The sequence below is a fragment of the Arthrobacter sp. HMSC06H05 genome (assembly GCF_001807395.1).
GTDB classification, from domain to species: domain Bacteria; phylum Actinomycetota; class Actinomycetes; order Actinomycetales; family Micrococcaceae; genus Pseudoglutamicibacter; species Pseudoglutamicibacter albus.
In genome coordinates this window covers 39,848-56,982 of sequence record NZ_KV788983.1, presented here as the reverse complement: position 1 = coordinate 56,982, position 17,135 = coordinate 39,848, and the positions used below count along the sequence as shown (strand labels likewise).

General features: G+C 60.2%; 13 protein-coding genes and 1 pseudogene. 5 read left to right on the top strand and 9 right to left on the bottom strand.

The features are described from left to right. The first annotated feature begins 55 nt into the window (after nucleotides 1–55). The 4 genes from HMPREF3160_RS05320 (at nucleotide 56) to HMPREF3160_RS05305 (ending at nucleotide 4,498) form a co-directional block, all read left to right on the top strand. Complete coding sequence (locus tag HMPREF3160_RS05320; RefSeq protein WP_256174040.1) at nucleotides 56–961, top strand: DNA-methyltransferase; 906 nt, start codon at nucleotides 56–58, stop codon at nucleotides 959–961. A gap of 173 nt (nucleotides 962–1,134) precedes the next feature. After that, on the top strand, nucleotides 1,135–2,481 hold the full coding sequence (locus tag HMPREF3160_RS05315; protein WP_070491262.1) for a CAP domain-containing protein: 1,347 nt from the start codon (nucleotides 1,135–1,137) through the stop codon (nucleotides 2,479–2,481). Nucleotides 2,482–2,600: 119 nt separating this feature from the next. Then, the gene (locus HMPREF3160_RS05310) at nucleotides 2,601–3,752 is read left to right on the top strand and encodes a maleylacetate reductase (protein WP_070491260.1); all 1,152 of its coding nucleotides are present in this window, start codon (nucleotides 2,601–2,603) and stop codon (nucleotides 3,750–3,752) included. 215 nt (nucleotides 3,753–3,967) lie between these two features. Beyond that, nucleotides 3,968–4,498: a GNAT family N-acetyltransferase gene (locus HMPREF3160_RS05305; RefSeq protein ID WP_035755800.1), complete on the top strand. Its 531-nt coding sequence runs from the start codon at nucleotides 3,968–3,970 to the stop codon at nucleotides 4,496–4,498. A 61-nt stretch (nucleotides 4,499–4,559) separates the two neighbouring features. Here the strand turns inward: HMPREF3160_RS05305 and pcaC are convergent, their stop codons facing one another. From pcaC to HMPREF3160_RS05270, 8 genes and pseudogenes are all read right to left on the bottom strand, one after another. Further along, entirely contained in the window at nucleotides 4,560–4,964 is a 405-nt protein-coding gene (gene pcaC, locus HMPREF3160_RS10185; protein ID WP_232219271.1) for a 4-carboxymuconolactone decarboxylase, read from the bottom strand. An 81-nt stretch (nucleotides 4,965–5,045) separates the two neighbouring features. Next, nucleotides 5,046–5,792, bottom strand: a pseudogene (locus HMPREF3160_RS10180) (alpha/beta fold hydrolase); the annotation flags it as partial. Continuing rightward, on the bottom strand, nucleotides 5,789–7,210 hold the full coding sequence (locus HMPREF3160_RS05295) for a lyase family protein (RefSeq protein WP_256174039.1): 1,422 nt from the start codon (nucleotides 7,208–7,210) through the stop codon (nucleotides 5,789–5,791). The pseudogene HMPREF3160_RS10180 and the gene HMPREF3160_RS05295, both read right to left, overlap by 4 nt. 218 nt (nucleotides 7,211–7,428) lie before the next feature. Further along, entirely contained in the window at nucleotides 7,429–8,037 is a 609-nt protein-coding gene (gene pcaG / locus HMPREF3160_RS05290) for a protocatechuate 3,4-dioxygenase subunit alpha (RefSeq protein ID WP_070507486.1), read from the bottom strand. Continuing rightward, entirely contained in the window at nucleotides 8,030–8,842 is an 813-nt protein-coding gene (gene pcaH, locus HMPREF3160_RS05285; protein ID WP_035755809.1) for a protocatechuate 3,4-dioxygenase subunit beta, read from the bottom strand. The genes pcaG and pcaH overlap by 8 nt, the downstream gene beginning before the upstream one ends. 59 nt (nucleotides 8,843–8,901) lie before the next feature. Next, complete coding sequence (locus HMPREF3160_RS05280; protein WP_070507484.1) at nucleotides 8,902–10,095, bottom strand: 4-hydroxybenzoate 3-monooxygenase; 1,194 nt, start codon at nucleotides 10,093–10,095, stop codon at nucleotides 8,902–8,904. 167 nt (nucleotides 10,096–10,262) lie between these two features. After that, nucleotides 10,263–11,045, bottom strand: a complete 783-nt coding sequence (locus HMPREF3160_RS05275; protein ID WP_070507482.1) for an IclR family transcriptional regulator — start codon at nucleotides 11,043–11,045, stop codon at nucleotides 10,263–10,265. A gap of 11 nt (nucleotides 11,046–11,056) precedes the next feature. Next, nucleotides 11,057–11,872 carry an aldo/keto reductase gene (locus HMPREF3160_RS05270; protein ID WP_070507480.1) on the bottom strand — a complete coding sequence of 272 codons (816 nt, stop codon included), beginning with the start codon at nucleotides 11,870–11,872 and terminating at the stop codon, nucleotides 11,057–11,059. A 159-nt stretch (nucleotides 11,873–12,031) separates the two neighbouring features. Here HMPREF3160_RS05270 and HMPREF3160_RS05265 point away from each other — a divergent pair, with 159 nt between their 5' ends. Beyond that, the gene (locus HMPREF3160_RS05265; RefSeq protein WP_070507479.1) at nucleotides 12,032–15,517 is read left to right on the top strand and encodes a DEAD/DEAH box helicase; all 3,486 of its coding nucleotides are present in this window, start codon (nucleotides 12,032–12,034) and stop codon (nucleotides 15,515–15,517) included. A gap of 213 nt (nucleotides 15,518–15,730) precedes the next feature. Here the strand turns inward: HMPREF3160_RS05265 and HMPREF3160_RS05260 are convergent, their stop codons facing one another. Next, the gene (locus HMPREF3160_RS05260) at nucleotides 15,731–17,107 is read right to left on the bottom strand and encodes an MFS transporter (RefSeq protein ID WP_070507477.1); all 1,377 of its coding nucleotides are present in this window, start codon (nucleotides 17,105–17,107) and stop codon (nucleotides 15,731–15,733) included. Nucleotides 17,108–17,135 lie beyond the last annotated feature (28 nt).

Genomic DNA, 17,135 nt, shown 5'->3' with positions numbered 1-17,135 from the left:
GTTGTGCAGTGTCAGCGGATCTGCAGTGGCGTGTGCGGCGGCGAAGGGCGTGTAGGTGACGGAACAAGTTGATGGCGGCGCGGTGTGGGAGCCGGGGGATCCAGACACGATCGTATTGGGGGATAACCTCGAGGTCTTGCGGCAGCTACCGGATGAGAGTTTCCGGCTGATCTATGTGGACCCGCCGTTCAATACGGGCCGTAAGCAGACCAGGCAGTCGCTGCGTACTCAGCGAGCGGGTGCGGATGAGGTGGGGGACCGCGTCGGTTTTGGAGGGCATTCGTATGTGACCTTACGCGGGGCGGCGTTGGCTTATGACGATGCGTTTGCACAGTATTGGGATTTTCTGGGCCCGCGGCTCGCGGAAGCGTACCGGTTGTTGAGCCCGGACGGGACGTTGTATGTGCACCTGGATTACCGGGAGGTGCATTACGCGAAGGTTTTATTGGATGGCTTGTTCGGGCGTGAGGGGTTCCTGAACGAGATCATTTGGGCTTATGACTATGGGGCGCGCACCACTAAACGATGGCCCGCTAAGCACGACAACATCCTGGTGTATGTCAAGGATCCGGCGCGGTACTGGTTTGATTCCGATGAGGTTGACCGTGAACCGTATATGGCGCCTGGGTTGGTGACTCAGGAGAAGCGGGAACGCGGGAAGCTACCTACCGACGTGTGGTGGCACACGATCGTCTCTCCGATGGGTAAAGAGAAAACGGGGTATCCCACGCAGAAGCCGTTGGGTGTTTTGCGGCGTATTGTCGCGGCGAGCTCCAAGCCGGGCGATACGGTTCTGGATTTCTTTGGCGGTTCCGGAACGACGGGCGCTGCGGCGCGGGAGTTGGGCCGGAAGTTCTTGTTGGTTGACCAGAATCCGGAAGCGATCGAAGTGATGCGCAAGCGGCTCGTGGACACCGCTGAGGAAGGCGCGGTACGCATCGTGACCCTGGACGATTTTTAAGCTATGCGCACCCCAAGAAGTATGGCCGTTTGCTGAGCTGAAGATAGGTCTGAACTTACAAATATCCCCAGATTTTCGCCCCTGTCCGAGATCACGGACACGCCTGGCGTTATGCCTGTTTCGGGTGCTATAGATGATGGCTGTGCTGCGAACTTTTGTGAAGGGGAACAACTGTGGCGATCTCTAAACGCCTTGCTGGCGCGATTACCGCTGGCGTATTGATTGGTGGGGTGGCATTCGGCGGAATCGCCATTGCCGTTTCGAATGGGAACTCGCCTGCTGCGAACACGCAGAAGGCTGACGCTCAGCCGTCGGAGAATGATCTGGTTGAGGCCAAGGAAACACTGGCGGAGGAGACTTCCGCTGAGGAAGCCTCCGAGGCCCAGGCTCAGCGCACCGAGGCGAAGAAGAGCCCGGATGCCGCCGATGATGCCAAGGACGGCGACGCGGCGGAGGGTTCTGAGAAGGCCACTGGGGAAAAGGCTGAGAAAAAGTCTGAGGGCAACGCTGCGAAGAAGTCTGATGAACCGCAGTCGAGTGCCGGTACAACCCAGCAGTCTACGAGCAAGCCGAAGGCCCAGCGTGGCGCTACATGCGATGCGGCTGAGGGTAAGTCTGCGGTAGCTGCCGCGCAGAAGAAGCTCGATAACGCACGTGCGGCGCAGAACTCGCGCCAGGCTTCTGTGGGTGCCGCGCAGAAGAGCGCGCAGCAGGCCATCCAGGACGAGAAGCTGGGTACCGCCGGTTTCTTCCGTTGGCTTGGCGCTCAAAAGAACGATGCTGATGCGAATCGCGCCTACCAGTTGCTGACCACCGGCGGGTACACGGACGCCAAAGGCAAGAAGCACAACTTCAACAACAAGACCGACCAAGCGGGCAAGTTCCTCGCAAAGACCGAACTGAACAAGCCGGGTGACGCCACGACCTTGAAGAACCTCAAGGCCACGTTGCGGCACATCGACCGTGGTAACGCTTTGCGCAGTAGCGACGAGGTCTTCCCGGGCGGGGGTAGCCTGAAGATCAACTCACTACTGATGGCGGGTTCCCAGGTTCAGACCAACGCCTCCCACGCGCATATGGGCCACCGGGGCCACATTGTCCCTGCCGAGAACCTCTCGTGGGGAAGCAGTGACCCGTTCAAGGGCTGGTACAGCAAGGAAAAAGAGCTGTACAAGAAGAATAAGAAGGCTGCGTTCCACGACGTCGGGCACTACCTGAACCTCACGGACCGCCGGTACACGGTGACGGGCTTCGCGGTTGTCGATAAGCCGGGAACCACCTACCGCATCGCGCATGGCCAGGTTTTCGATACCAAGAACTACATGAACGCTGACCGCAACGCACCGTCCTACACCACGGGCGAGTACGCCGCGTTGATCTCCGCGTACGAGAACTATCTTGTGAGCGGCAAGGGCAAGGTCGCTGAAGCTCAGAAGGCGCTGAGCGCGGCTCAGGCCGATGTGGCTGCCGCAGAGAAGTCCCTCAAGGCGGCCAAGGCAGCGGCTTCGAAGGACTGCTAGAGGTTCCGAGGGCTGCTAGCGGTTCTGAGAGCGCTAAAGATTTCGAGGGGTGCCAGATAAGCGCAGAGTCTGCTGGAATATTGAAGACCTATATGTAGGGTTTCGAGAGGGCTTCCAGCATGTCTATGAGTTTTGAACACACCACCTTGGGGCAGCGTGTGCTGTTCGGTACAGGCCAGGCCGCCGAACACTTGGCGGCCGAGCTTGAACAGCTGGGCGCGTCCCGTCCTATGGTGATCGCCGGCGAATTCGAAACCGAACTCGCTAAGGCAGCAACCGCTAAGGTCACCCCCGCCGTGTGGTGGGATGAGGTGGTGATGCACGTTCCGGTTGAGGTTGCTGAACGTGCACGCGCCGCGGCCGATGAGGCGGATGCGGATGTTCTGGTTTCGGTGGGTGGCGGCTCCACGACCGGGCTTGCGAAGGCTGTCGCGTTGACGACCGGGATCCCTGTGATCGCGATCCCGACCACGTATGCAGGTTCTGAGGCGACCAACGTGTGGGGGCTGACCGAGGACCGCACCAAGACCACGGGTGTGGACGATAAGGTTCTGCCGCTCACGGTCATCTATGACGCCGAGCTGTCTAAGACCCTGCCGGTGGAGATGTCGGTCGCGTCTGGTTTGAACGGTATGGCGCACTGCGTGGATTCACTGTGGGCTCCGCGCACTGACCCGATCAACCAGGCGCTTGCGCTTGAGGGTGCGCGTGCGTTGGCGTTGGCTCTGCGTGGGATTGTGGCCGATGCCGATGACATGGATGCGCGCGAGCAGGCCCTCTACGGCTGTTATTTGGCGGCGGTGTCTTTCGCTGGCGCGGGCTCTGGTCTGCATCACAAGATCTGCCACGTGCTGGGTGGAACGTTCGATCTGCCGCACGCCCAAACCCACGCGACCGTGTTGTCTTATGTTTTGGAGCTCAACGCCCCAGCGGTGCCGGAGCTTGCCGGCCGCTTGGCGGCGGCACTCGGCGGAGAAGTGTCGGGTGACCCGGCAGCCGCCGCGGTGAATGCTCTGCGTGAGTTGTATGAGGCAGTGGATGCGCCGTCCCGTTTGGCTGACTACGGCTTCACAGCCCAAGGCATTCCGGAGGCCGTGGAGCGCGTGCTCAAGGCGGCCCCGGCATCGAACCCTGTGGCTGTAACCGAACAGAACATGACCGAGCTTCTGACCGCGGCCCTGAACGGCGACCACACCCAGAGTGAGGCAGCCGAGCAGGGAAGAACAGCCAGCCGGAACCCCGACGCCGAACGGCCGCGACCTAGGCGATAAGACCTGGACGAAGGCCCGTTTCGACATCATGCTTGCGGAAAGCACGGGGGATGGCGACTAGGGGCGGCGCCGCGGCAAGTGCAACGCCGGCGCACGTGCAGGATCACGTGATGCGCGCTAGCTGACGGTGTGTGCCCGGGGCGTATGTGAGCTACGCCCCGGGCACAACCGTTTTCGCGACGTACGCGTGTTCAAGGTCTCTAAACTAGTGGCTCATGGAACGTACTGAGGGTTTTCTTCCCGAATCTGCCGAGCTGTCCGGCGGTGGTGTGGTGCTACGTCATTTCCGAGCTGACGATGTGGACGATCTTTTAGCCACATGCCAAGACCCTGCGGTGGTCGAGTGGACGCGGGTGCCGCTGGACTATACCCGCGAGATGGCGCTGGAATGGTGCACCCAGTTGCCGGGAACGCGTTGGGTTATCACCGTCCCCGACGGGCCAGAGTGCGGCCGGTTGATGGGGCAGATCGAGCTACGAGTCCACAACGAACACCATGTTTCTTTGGGCTACATGACCGCCCCGTGGGCGCGTGGACGCGGCCTCATGACGGAGGCTGTCCGGTTGGTGACGGCATGGGCTCTGGAGCGCGGGGCCGCCCGGGTCGAACTGTGTGTTCACCCGGGCAACCGCGCCTCCCGCAGGGTCGCAGAGAAAGCCGGATTCACTTACGAAGGCGTTCGCCGCAACGGCGAAGTTCTGCGCGGTGAGGTCCGCGACCTAGCTGTGTACTCCGCGATCCCCTAAGAGCCGCGGCCTGCGCCCCTTCGGCAGGCCTACTCAGCAGCCGCCGTCGCCTCCGGCAGGCCTACTGTTCGGCGTCGTATTCAGCGAGGGCCTCTTTCGCGGTCTTGAAAGCGACGTTGGCGGCCGGTACCGAGCAGTAGATCGCGGTCTGCAGCAGGATTTCCTTGATCTCCTCGACGGTGACCCCGTTGCGGCGGGCGGCCTTGACGTGCATCGCGAGCTCTTCCCAGTAACCGCCAGCGACCATCGCGGTCAGGGTCACGGCCGAACGCATGCGCCGATCCAGGCCAGGGCGGGTCCAGATGGTGCCCCACGCATACTTGCTGATGAGGTCCTGGAAGTCCTCGCTGAACTCGTCCTTATTCGCGTTCGCGCGGTCCACGTGCGCATCGGAGAGCACCTCGCGGCGCACCTTCATGCCGTTATCGAAAACTTCCTGCAACGTCGCGTCACCGTTCTTCGCCACGCCATCCTGGGCCGTACCACCGTTGGATGCCGCACCGTTCTTGCCAGCGCTGAGGAAGTGCTCGCGCAGGGCGGCCGCGGTCTCTTCCGGCTTCTCGAGTGGTGCCTGGTGGGCGGCGTCGTCGATGATCACGGCGGTAGCGTTCGGGACGTTGGCGGCGATGAATTCGATGTCTTCCGGTGGGCACACCGGGTCCACCGCGCCACCCATAGCGAGAACCGGGATCTTGATCTGACCCAAACGGTCACGCACGTCGTAGCCGGCCAAACCGAGGCATGTGTATGCGTAGGAGAACCGGTCAGCGTTCTGCAGGGTGTGCAGCAGGTTGGTGGTCCGCTCCGGATGCTCCTCGATGAAGCCTGGGGCGAACCAGCGCTGCGCGGAACCGGTCACCATCGTCGGGGTACCCGCCCGAGAGACCAGGTCGGCGCGTTCCTGCCACGCTTCGGCGGTGCCGAGCTTAGCTGCCGAGCAGATCGGTGCGACCGCAGCGAACTTATCGCCGTGCTTCAGGGCGAGCTCGAGCGCAACCGCGCCGGAGACGGAAACCCCGGCGAAGAAAACCTTCCGGCCGCTAGCGGCCTGTTCGGCGATGATCTCAGCGGCGGCGTCCCCGAGTTCTTCGAGGGTGAATTCGTCCGATGCGGCAGGTGAGCGGCCGTGCCCTGGCAGATCGTAGCCGATCACTTCGAAATCGGTAGCGAGTTCTTCGGCACACAGGTTCCAGAGCGCCTCGACGCCCGTACCTAGACCCGGCCCTACCAACAGGAGGGGCTTGTTTTCGTCGGCTTCGGTGAGTTGGACGGCAACGATGTTCGGTGCACTCATGAATGACTCCAGTCAATATAGGTCGAGGTGATCTGGTCAACGAGCGTGGCGGCATCCCCCGTATAGGCCGAAGGGTCCAGCAAGTTGTTCAGTTCTGATTCGGTCACAGCTTCCGCCGGCAACTCCGCCAGCAAGAGAGGTTTCAGTTGGGTTTCCCCGGCCGCGGACGCACCTTCGGTGAGCGCACGCGAGATCAGACCCTGCAGGTACTTCTTGCCTTGCCCCGCATCGGCAACACCGTGCTCTTCGAGTCGCGGCGCAAGATGCGCGACCATGCGTTCGGTCGCCAACAGCTCACCGTGGCGGGCCAAATTCTGTGCCATACGGTCCGTGAAGACTCTCAGACCGGAGACCAGCTCGTGCGTCTTCGCTACTGCCGCACCGCTGGTGCGCACAAGTCCACGCAGTGCCTCCCATTCGGTGTGCCAGCCGCCATCGGCGCGTTCCTCCACGTTGGCGACCGCCCCGGTATAGACCTGGGCGAGCAGCTGCGGGGCGGTGAGGGCCGCGTTCTTGATGAGCACGGACAAAACCGGGTTCTGCTTATGCGGCATCGCTGAGGAGATCCCGCGGCCGGCGGCGAGAGGCTCGCCGAGCTCGTCGTTCTCGCTACGCACGCTGATCAGCACGTCGTTGGCGATCTTGCCGCACGCAGCCGCAACCTGCGCGAACGAGTCCGCCTGCACCAGAACCGGTACCCGGTTCGCTTGCCACGGAGGCGGGTTCTGCAGACCCAGCTTGTTCGCGAGGTCAGCCACCAGCTCATCCGCAGTGACGGTGCTGTTGGTGCGGGTCAGGAAGTCTTGGAGGGAGGCCCGGGTGCCTGCGGCACCGCCCCATTGCAGGGCGGTTTGTGTCAGTGTTTGTTCGAGGTTCTGGCCTGCTTGGGCGAGGGCTTGGAGCCAGTGGGTGACCCGCCAACCGAAGGTCGCCGGTAGCGAGTGTTGGGTCAGAGAGCGGGCCACCATCGGGGTGTCCCGGTACTCGTGGGCTAAGCTCACGAGCGCGGCCGCCGCACTCTTGACCGTCGCCAACGTCTGCTCTCCGGCACGCTTGATGATCAGCATCATCGCGGTGTCCATGATGTCTTGGCTCGTGGCGCCAATGTGGATGCTCGATGCCGCCGCCGGGTTCGTTTCCGCTACGTTGGCTCGGTAGGCGCCCAGCAGGGGGATGAGCGGGTTGCCGCCGCCCACACCTTCAGCGGCGATCGCGGCTAGATCGTAATCGTCAGCGTTAGCGGCGTCGGTGATCGCACCGAGGTGTTCCTGCGGGATGAGCCCCGCCTCAGCCAGCACGGCAGACCACGCGTGTTCGACATCGAGCAGTGCCTGGATGAACGCGTGATCACTCGTGATCGCGGCCGCCTGGCTGCCGGCCCACGCGGGGCTGAGCACTCCGTAATCGCCGTGCAGCACGCGCATCACTCCTCATATCAGGTAGCTCGTATTGGGAGCTGGTTGATTACTTCTAACACTAGTATGTCCGCCCACGGCAGACGTAGGCGGACAGTACTAGTGTTTATTCGAGGCCCCGGTTTACTATGGCCCCGGCTTTATTGGAACCCGGAGGCAGTGTTACTTACCGGCGGCAGTGTTTTTACCGCGGCAGTGTCTCTTACCGGGGGAGCGGGGTTCTAGTTTTCGTTGGCCGGGTAATCGATACCTGGGAACTGGAAGAACACCGTTTCCTTCTCACCCTGCAAGTGGATGTCGAAGTGCAGGGACCCGTCCTCACCGCGGGTGGCGATGAGCGTCTTGCGGCGCTCCTCATCCAGGGACTGCAACACCGGGTCATTCGCGAGCGCTTCCTCATCTTCTGGCAGGTAGATGCGGGTGTGCAGCTTGTTCAGCAGCCCGCGCGCGAACACGACAACCGCAATGAAAGCGGCCTTGCCTTCTTCGGTAGGGCCCGGGTTCACGGTCGAGAACGTGTAGGTTCCGACGTTATCGACAATGCCGCGACCCCAACCAGTGAACGTGAAGCCATCACGCACCAGCGAGCCGTCCTTCTGCACGATGTTGCCGTCCTCATCGGCCTGCCAAATCTCCAGCATCGCGTCCGGGATCGGGTTGCCCGCGCCGTCGTACACCGTGCCCGTCAGGCGGACAGCCTTAGCGTGGCCCGGCGGAACAAGGTTCTGGCCATCCCACCACGGCAAGTGAACCTGCTCGTGAGGGTGGGCGTAACCGAAGAACGGGCCGATCGTCTGGCCAGGGGTAGGTACAAGCTTCTCTTTAGGCATGGTCTTCTCCGTCCTCCATCCAGGTCCGGTTGGAACCGGTAAGGATGATGTCCCATTGATATCCGGTGTTCCATTCGTGGCTGGTCACGGAGTGGTCATAGTTAGCGACCAGGCGGTCGCGGGCCTTCTGGTCAGTGATCGCCTGGTAGATCGGGTCCAGCGAGAACAGCGGATCCCCCGGGAAGTACATCTGGGTGATCATCCGCTGCGTGAAGTCCGTACCGAACAGCGAGAAGTGCACGTGCGCCGGACGCCACGCGTTGTGGTGGTTCTTCCACGGGTATGGTGCCGGCTTGATGGTCGTGAACTCGTAGGAGCCGTCCTGGCCGGTGATGGCGCGGCCGATGCCGGTGAAGTTAGGGTCGATCGGCGCCGGATGCTGATCCCGCTTGTGCACGTAACGGCCCGCAGCGTTGGCCTGCCAGATTTCGATGAGCTGGCCACGCACCGGGCGGCCGTCGCCATCGAGGACCTTGCCGCGGATCTTGATGCGCTCGCCGATAGGTTCGCCGTTGCCCTGGATGGTGAGGTCGGCTTCGAGCGGGTGAACGTCGCGGTGGCCGAACGCCGGGGACCACAGTTCGATGGTTTCCGGGTCAGCGTGGTGCATGTTCTTGGTTGGGTGGCGCAGCAGCGAGGACCGGTACGGCGGGAAGTTCACCCGTGGCTGGGTTTCTTCCTTGGCCGGGTCTGCCTTTTTGGCGGCCTCGTAGCTGGCGTGGATGTCTGCCATCTCTTGGCTGATCTGCTCTTGCGAGTCGCTGGAGGCCAGCGGGTCAAGCACGGGCAAGTTTTCCTCTGCCATGTTTTGCTCCTTCTCTCGTCTTAATTCCAGACCGTAAGCGGTGAGCCTGGGGCGTGGATTTAGTCTTCGTGTGGCCAGCCGGTGTAGGACTCAGCGAGGTAGGCCTGCCCGTACTTGGAGCTGACGACGGTGTTCAGCTCGCCGAGTGCACGCTTGGCTTCGAACGGGTTGGCGTCCTTGCGGGTGTGCAGCATCTGGGTCATCCAGAACGAGAAGTTCTGGGCCTTCCATACACGCTTGAGCGCCTTCTCGGAGTAGCCCTCCAAGCCTTCGTTGTCGCCGTCGATGAAGTAGGCCTTCAAAGCGTCGAAGAGCACTCGGACGTCAGCGAAGGCGAGGTTGAGGCCCTTCGCGCCGGTTGGTGGGACGGTGTGTCCGGCGTCGCCGGCGAGGAACATGTTGCCGTAACGCATCGGCTCGCATACGTAGGAGCGGAACTTCAGAACGACCTTTTCGAAGATCGGGCCGCGCTTGAGCTGGAAGCCGTCCGGACCGTCAACGCGGCGCTGCAGTTCTGCCCAGATGCGTTCCTCATCCCATTCGTCCACGTTCTCTTCTGGGTCGCACTGGAAGTACATGCGCTGCACGTCTTCGTTGCGCTGGGAGATCAGGGCGAAGCCGTGTGGGGAGTTCGCGTAGATCAGCTCTGGTGCGCTCGGTGGGGCTTCGGTGAGGATACCGAACCAAGCGAACGGGTACTCGATGAAGTTATCGGTGCGTTTCTCTTGCGGGATGGACCACTTGCAGATGCCCTGAGAGCCGTCGGTTCCGACCAGGATGTCGCAGTGGATCTCGTGTTCGCCGCCCTCGCTGTCGGTGTAGCGGATCTTAGGGGTGTCCGTCAGGTGATCGAGGACCTCGGTGACCTCGCACGAGAAACGGACGTCGCCGCCATCGCGTTTGCGAGCTGCGGCCAGGTCAACGAAAACCTCGTTCTGCGGGTAGAGCCACACGGTCGCGTCGATGAGTTCTTTGAAGTTGATGCGGTGGGAGACCCCGCCGAAGCGCAGGTCGATGCCTTCGTGCTCGTAGCCGTGGGTCTTCACGCGGGAGTCCACGCCGGTTTCGGTCAGCATCTTCACGGCACCGGTTTCGAGAATGCCGGCGCGGTGGGTGTTGGCGATGGTCTCGTGATCGCGTTTTTCGATCACGATGTTCTCGATGCCCTGCTGGGAGAGCAGGTGGGAGAGCATGAGGCCGGCTGGGCCGCCACCTACGATGCCGACTTTGGTTTTCTCAATGGTTGGTGCCACGAAGTTAGCTCCTGAAAATAACGGAAGAGTGGGAGATTCAGATCTGCGCGGGCCAAGTAGTGGCGCCGGGCAGTGTCTTTCTGTAGTTCTACTAGTGTGATCTAGTAGACACAAACTTCAATAGTCGTTTTCATTGAATGAAAATTCGTGTGGGTCGTTATGGATCGTTACGGGTTGTCTTCAGGCTCCGGTGCTGATATTGCTCGGGTCAGTCCGCGGCTCGCCGCCAAAAGCACGGGTACGAGTGCGGCGCGTTGTTCGAAATCGATGGGCACCACCACACCGATCGAGGCGATCACCTTGGACCGTTCACGCCCGGTGAGTGCCGCGAAGACGGGCACGGCTGCGCCCGCGGTGTCGTGGTCCACCATGCCGTCCAGTTGGGCGTAACCGCGTTGGCGGATCGCCGCCAACGTGTTGCGCAGGTTCCCGGTGTTCGAGTATGCGATGTTCCCGGCCTCCGGATGCTGCTGCACGTAGGCGTCGATGACGGCCGAAGGTTGGAATGCCAGCATCGACAGCCCGAGCGAGACCTGGTGGATCGGCATGCGGCCCGCGATGGTGGCCTGGTTGACCACCGAGTTACGGGAGGACAACCGCTCCAAAACGAGCACCTCATCGCCATCCAACACCGCTAGCTGGGTGTGCTGGCGGAACACCGCCTGGACGTCATCGAGGAAAGGCATCGCCGCAACCCGCAAGTCACGCGCGGGTGAGGAACGGGAAGCCAGCTCCCACAGCCGCATTCCGAGGCTGATGTTGCCGTCCGCGTCTTTGCGCAACAGGTCCGCGGCACACATCTGATTGACCAGCCGGTAGCACGTAGCCAGGGGGATCTCGGCGCGGCTGGCTAGGGACGCGACCGAGAGCAAAGAACGGTCCGCATCGAAAGCAGAGAGGATCCGGATGATCCTCTCCAGCATCGAATCCCCGGAGGGAGAATTAGCCATGCTTTGTAGGCCTAGTGGCCGAACTCGTCGGCGTCGAGGCGTGGGGGATCGTTGCGGTTGAGGGCGTCGATCGCCTCGATCTCAGCGGGGGTCAGTTCAAAGTTGAGGGCGGCCAGGTTCTCTGCTTGGCGTTCCGGGTTGGATGAACGCGGGACGGCGATGCGGCCATGCTGCAGATGCCAACGCAGGATCACTTGGGCGGGGGTTTTGCCGTGTTCTTGCCCGATGCGGGTCAGCGTTGCGTCTTCGAGTAGTTCGCCGCCTCGCCCGAGGGGCGAGTAGGCGGCGGTCAGCACGTTGTGCTCGGTGTTGAATTCTTGGATCTCTGTCTGGGCGCCGTACGGGTTGACGGAAATCTGGTTGACCTGCGGAGCCAGGCCCGCATCGAGCACTTTCTGCAGGTGGTGTGGCTTGAAGTTGGAGACGCCCCAGTTGCGGATTTTGCCTTCCGTGCGGAGGTCTTCGAGGCCCTGGCAGGCTTCAACGTAGCGGTCCTGGTCCGGGTTGGGCCAGTGCACCAGGTACAGGTCGACGGTGTCGACGCCTAAGCGTGAGAGGGTGCCTTCGAGTGCTTGGCGGACTTCACTGCGGCCGTGCCATTTCTTCTGGAACTTGGTGGTCAGATAGACCTCGTCCCGGTCGAGGCCGCTCGCGCGCAGGCCTGCCCCTACTGCTTCTTCGTTTTCGTAGGCTTCGGCAGTGTCGATGTGCCGGTAGCCGAGCTCGAGGGCGTGGCGGACCGCTTCAGTGGCTTCCGTGCCTTGGAGCGGCCACGTTCCGAACGCGAGCGCGGGGATCAATGTTCCGTTGGCGGTGGTCAATTCCATGAGAGGGCCTCCGTTCGCGTGTGCCTCGGTTCACATTCGATCATAAAGGCCGAACCCAGAGCGAGAACAGGGTGCTTATCCCGGATCGATGTAGTCTGAGGCTGGATTCGTGCACCATTGGAGCCTCGCATAAGGCCAGAAAACACCTCGGGAAATGACATGCCATCACACGTTTTAGAACTTACCCGCTACTACTCTGAAGTCCAGCGTCGCTCTAACCTTCACGATGTGGACTTCGGCTCGGACGCTCCCCACGTCACTGTCGATGTTGACGAATTCCGAGAGGGCAAACTGAATGAACAGTCTGTCGCTCAGCTTTTCGCACTTGCTCAAGAAACGAAGGGTGCACAACGAAAGAGAAAAGCGAAGTTAAGCGAATCGGCAACCGAACTGGAGTCTCCGGACCCGAAAGCGAAGCCAATCCAAGTCATCATCTCGTGCGTGACTCTACGTCAGAACGCGCAGACAACCGGTCTGTTGTTAGTTCCCGCATCATTGTCACCAGACGGTGGCCTCTCAGCTGATCTGCAAAGCTCAGAACCATGGATTCCTGCCAGGCGTATGCGAACTCCAGGTATGACCGAACGCGAAGTCATGGTTGGTAACTTGTCTTCATTCTGGAAATGGCGAATAGGGGAAGGGCAAGAGTTAACGTCAACAGCTGAGGAGTGGTGCGATGTTGTTGACCTCAGTTTTGATCTTTTTCGTAGCGTCGCTGACGACAACTTTTCGCAAATCAAGCGAAATCACGCGAGCCTCAACACAGATGTTTCGACCGAGATCATCGAGGACAAATGTTTCATATCACCAGGTGAAGTGATTACGGCAAACGGAGCCGTGCTGGAGTTGTACCGATTCCTGGAGAACGGAGCTTATTCTGATGCCCCTGTTTACCAGCAGCTCCTATCAGGGGGCTCGGACCAGCGCATTCAATCTGATGGCATAGACCTTTACATTGACACACTGCAAGAGGCGGTCACGAGGTCAACAGGCAGTATGAGTGATGAGTTCCCTCTGACTGAATCTCAGCGCCGAGCTGTGCATGCTTTTCACCTAGACGGTCCAGCATCTATTACCGCAGTCAGTGGCCCTCCGGGCACCGGCAAAACTACTATGTTGCAATCCGTTGTTGCTAGCCTCATCGTTTCGCACGCACTCGAAGAGAAACCTGCGCCCCTGATCGTCGGCACGTCGACCAACAATCAAGCGGTCACCAACATCATCGATTCGTTTAGCAAAGTCACGAAGAAAAACCCTGGGATACTCGACAAGCGCTGGCTGCCGGTAGCGTCAGAGGGCAGAGCATCAGAAGAGTCGCTCAACGGTATTGCTACGTACTGTCCGTCTCAAGCGAAGGTGCAAGACGCTAAGAAAAAGGGATACCTACTCGAGGACACACGCAAGGGTGGCGTTTATAGCGACTACTCGGAGCAAGAATATGTGCCGGATGCAACGAGCTTTTTCTTGCAAGAATGCGCTGAGTACTTACCTCAGATAACGGTGAGTCCGACTAACGATCTGAAGAAAGCCCTGAAAACGCTACGCAAAGCACTGAGCAAGTGCGAAGCCGCTCGCCGTGACCTCATTCAGAAGCGCACTCTAGCCGATCGCCGAGCTAACACTCAGCTGGGCTCCTTTACTTCCAAGGCCAGCGAGGTGGCCCAGCAACTTGCGGATCATCAACGTCAACTCCAAGCGTGGAGCCAACACCTACATCGTGTAGAAGACGAAGAAAACACCAGCCTCATTGAGCAAGAGTTTGTTATCGACATGCACTACGACGAGGACGAGCCAGCCGAAAGGTTCGGCACGCTCGATGAGTTCGTGGCTTTCTACCGTCGTACCGTGGCGTCACTAACACACGAAATGGCTAGCCTGAACCGGGAGATTGAGCAAGTAAAGCGCGATGCATATCGTGCCCACGAAGAGTACCTGAAGAACATCGCCACCTCGATCTACGCTGTTGAGAGATTCGGCTTGCTGTCGCCTGAGCAGGTTGAGGAATTGAAAAAGGCCACCGACCTATATGAGCTTGATCAGCAGCTTGATGTCACGGTCCGTTACGCTCAGTTCTGGTTAGCTATCCACATTTACGAGGCTGAATGGTTGCTCGCGGCCGCGGGTGACGAACTCATACCGCACGATGAGCGTTATCGCACAACCGCTTCCCACATGGAGAAGTACTGGCAACAAGTCACCGCTTTGACGCCATGCTTTGTCATGACGGTTTATCAGCTACCCAAGTATTTCAAGCTGTGGACTGAGAAGGGCGAAAAGCCGCGGTTTGACCTGAGGCGACCAGACCTCCTGATCGTAGATGAAGCTGGCCAAGTTGATATTTCAGTCGGGGCTTCTGCCTTTGCGCTTCCGAAACGAGCTCTCGTTGTGGGCGATGTCTTGCAACTTGCACCAGTGTGGAGCATTGACCCGGAAAACGACCGAGAAATGGCATCGACTTTCGGTTTGGGCGACCACTGGGACCACATGGTTGATAGTGGACTAACGTCGTCCGATCATTCTTCAGTGATGGCGGCTGCGAGCTCGGCAAGCCATTGGTGCTATGGACCAGACTTGGACCCGGGCCTTTTCCTGGCAGAACATTTCCGCTGTCACACAGACATCATCGAATACTGCAATGACTTGCTCTATAAGGGCATGCTCAAGCCAAGCCGTCCTCTGGAAGGCTACAAGCTCAAAAACAAGACGGCCAGCCCTTTCCTGTTTAAGACAGTTCCGAATTCTAAGGACCAACGGAAAGGCTCGAGTCGGGTTAACTTCCAAGAAGCTACAGCGATCGCAACGTGGATTCGCGATAACTTCGATTTCTTCCGTGCAATTTATAACCCCGAAGAAGATGTGCAGAAAGACAAAACAATTGTCGGAGTAGTCACTCCCTTTGCCGCTCAAGCGCGTGTGATTAAGCAACGTATCGCTAGCATTGTGGACCCTAGCGTCCGGGACAAGATTACGGTCGGAACTGCACACACTCTTCAAGGGGCAGAACGCTCAGTTGTTCTCTTCTCTCCGGTGTATGGGGACAACTCAGGCCAAGCGGGCTTCATCGACGGAACGCTCGAACTCATGAACGTAGCGGTGTCGCGTGCGAAAGATCTCTTTATTGTGTTCGGCAGTGTAAAGCGCTGGAATGACGCTGGGCCAGTATTCAGTCTTGTCAAGAAGCATGCTGTTCTAGATGACTGCGACTTCGCGCGACGCCACACAAGCGGTGCTTGCGAGCTTGGTGAAGTTGAGCTGGAAAACGCACAGCCTCGCACATTAGCAGCAGCGGAACTAGAGCTTGGAAGTGAAGTCTCAGAGCCTCGCGAAGCTGTGATTCCGTTCGTTGATCGTCACGCTCCTGGATATCGCATTGCTGCGGAGATACTTAAAGACTGGCGTGAAACTAACGTTCTATCGGCGGATCAAAAGGTCAACGCTTCTCATCTGAATGAAGCGTTATCAAGGTACGGACTTATCACGCGCACCGGCTCAAGTTGGAAGCCCACCCCACGTGGTGTGGACTACGGTATCGCGCTCTACGAAGGTCAAGGGAAGAACGGGCCGTACACGAACCTTATTTACTCGCCGGATGCGCAGGAGAAGCTGACGGAGTTCGCTCGCGACGGGAAGATCGGACCTTCGTAGAACGACGAACCGGCCTGCTTGGTGCACAAAGCCGCCGCTGACAACCGGGTGGTTGTCAGCGGCGGCGGTGCGGCTGGGTTGCGCTGCTTGTGCGCCTAGTGCAGCGTCGCGTCAATCTCATGGAGCGTTGCGTCAACTAGCCCAGCGTTGAATCAACGTTGCTTTGATTCAACCCAGTACGGTTTAGCTCAGCACGCCCTGCTGAGCGGCCGCCTACTTGGCGGCTGGTACTGGCTGGTCGAGGCCGAGCTTGCGGCGGTCGCGCTGCTGGTTGATGCCGAGGCAGCCGATGATGCCGGCGATGACCATCATCGCGCCGGTCAGGAGGAACGAGTTCTCGTAGCCGATCGCCTCAGTTGCTGCCGCGTTAACGAGGAGTCCGACGATCGCTGGGGCCAGCAGGCCGCCCGAGGTCAGGAACGCGTTAGTGATCTGCAGTACGGCGCCACGCTGGGAGATGCTCGTGGTCTCTGCGGCGATCAGGTAGGTGACAGCGAACAGGGCTGGGGCGGTACCGAACCCGAAGGTGAAGAACACCAGTGCAAGCGTCGGGTTGTCTGCCCACGTGCCGGCCAGGACCATGATGCCGGAGAAGGCTGCTGCAAGGCCGAGCACCCAGCCGCGGGAGAAGCGGGTAGCGATTCCGCGGTTGCCGAGGTATTCGGTGAGCCAGCTCAAACCGACCGTGCAGATGGTTCCCCAGATAGCTGGCAGCGCGATCATCGAGCCGGCTTGCTGGGTGGACATTCCGTACACGGTTTCGAAGTATGCCGGCAGCCAGGTCATTGCCACGGTGAAGGTCCAGTAGCCCAGGAAGGAGCAGAGGACCGCGAGCAGCCAGCTTGGTGTCAGGAAGGACTTGAGGTATTTGACCTTCGAGTCAGCAGCGATGGTGGTCTCGTCAGGGGTGGTACCTTCGATGCGGTGCTCGGCCTCAACCGAGGTGTATGGGCCTTCCTTGCCCAAGAAGAGCCAGAGAACAGCCCAGACAACACCGATGAGGGCGACGAAAACGAAGGCTGCTTTCCAGCCGTGCGCGGCGGTGATCCACGCGATGACTGGCGCGAAAGCGACGATGCCGAGTGTCACGCCAGCCGAGGCCAGTGCCGCTGGGGTCGCGGAACGCTTGGCGGGGAACCACTTGTACACCGCGTGCATCGTGATCGGGGCCAGCGGGCCTTCGCCGGCACCGAGCAGGAGGCGGCTGATCCACAGTGCCGGTAGGGATGCGAACAGGATGACTGGAACCTGGGAGAGCGACCAAACCAGGCACAACACGAGCAGGATCCATTTGGCTTGGATCCGGTTTGCGATAGGTGCTGCCACGAACTGGGCGACACCGAAGAGCATGAAGACGGCGCTACCCAACAGGCCGAACTGTGCCGGCGTGATACCCAGATCACGCATCAAAGGCATCGCGACGATGCCGAGGATCGCTTTATCCGCCCAGCTGATCATCATCAGGATCAGCAACATGACTGCGATGGACCAGCCGTAAGCGTTGCGTTTGCGTGCGGTCCAGTTGGCAGGGTCCGAGGCATCGAGCGGAGGGAGCGTATTCACCTCGACTTTTTTCGCATCGATTGACATGTCTTTCCTATCTCTACTTTTGGGCAGG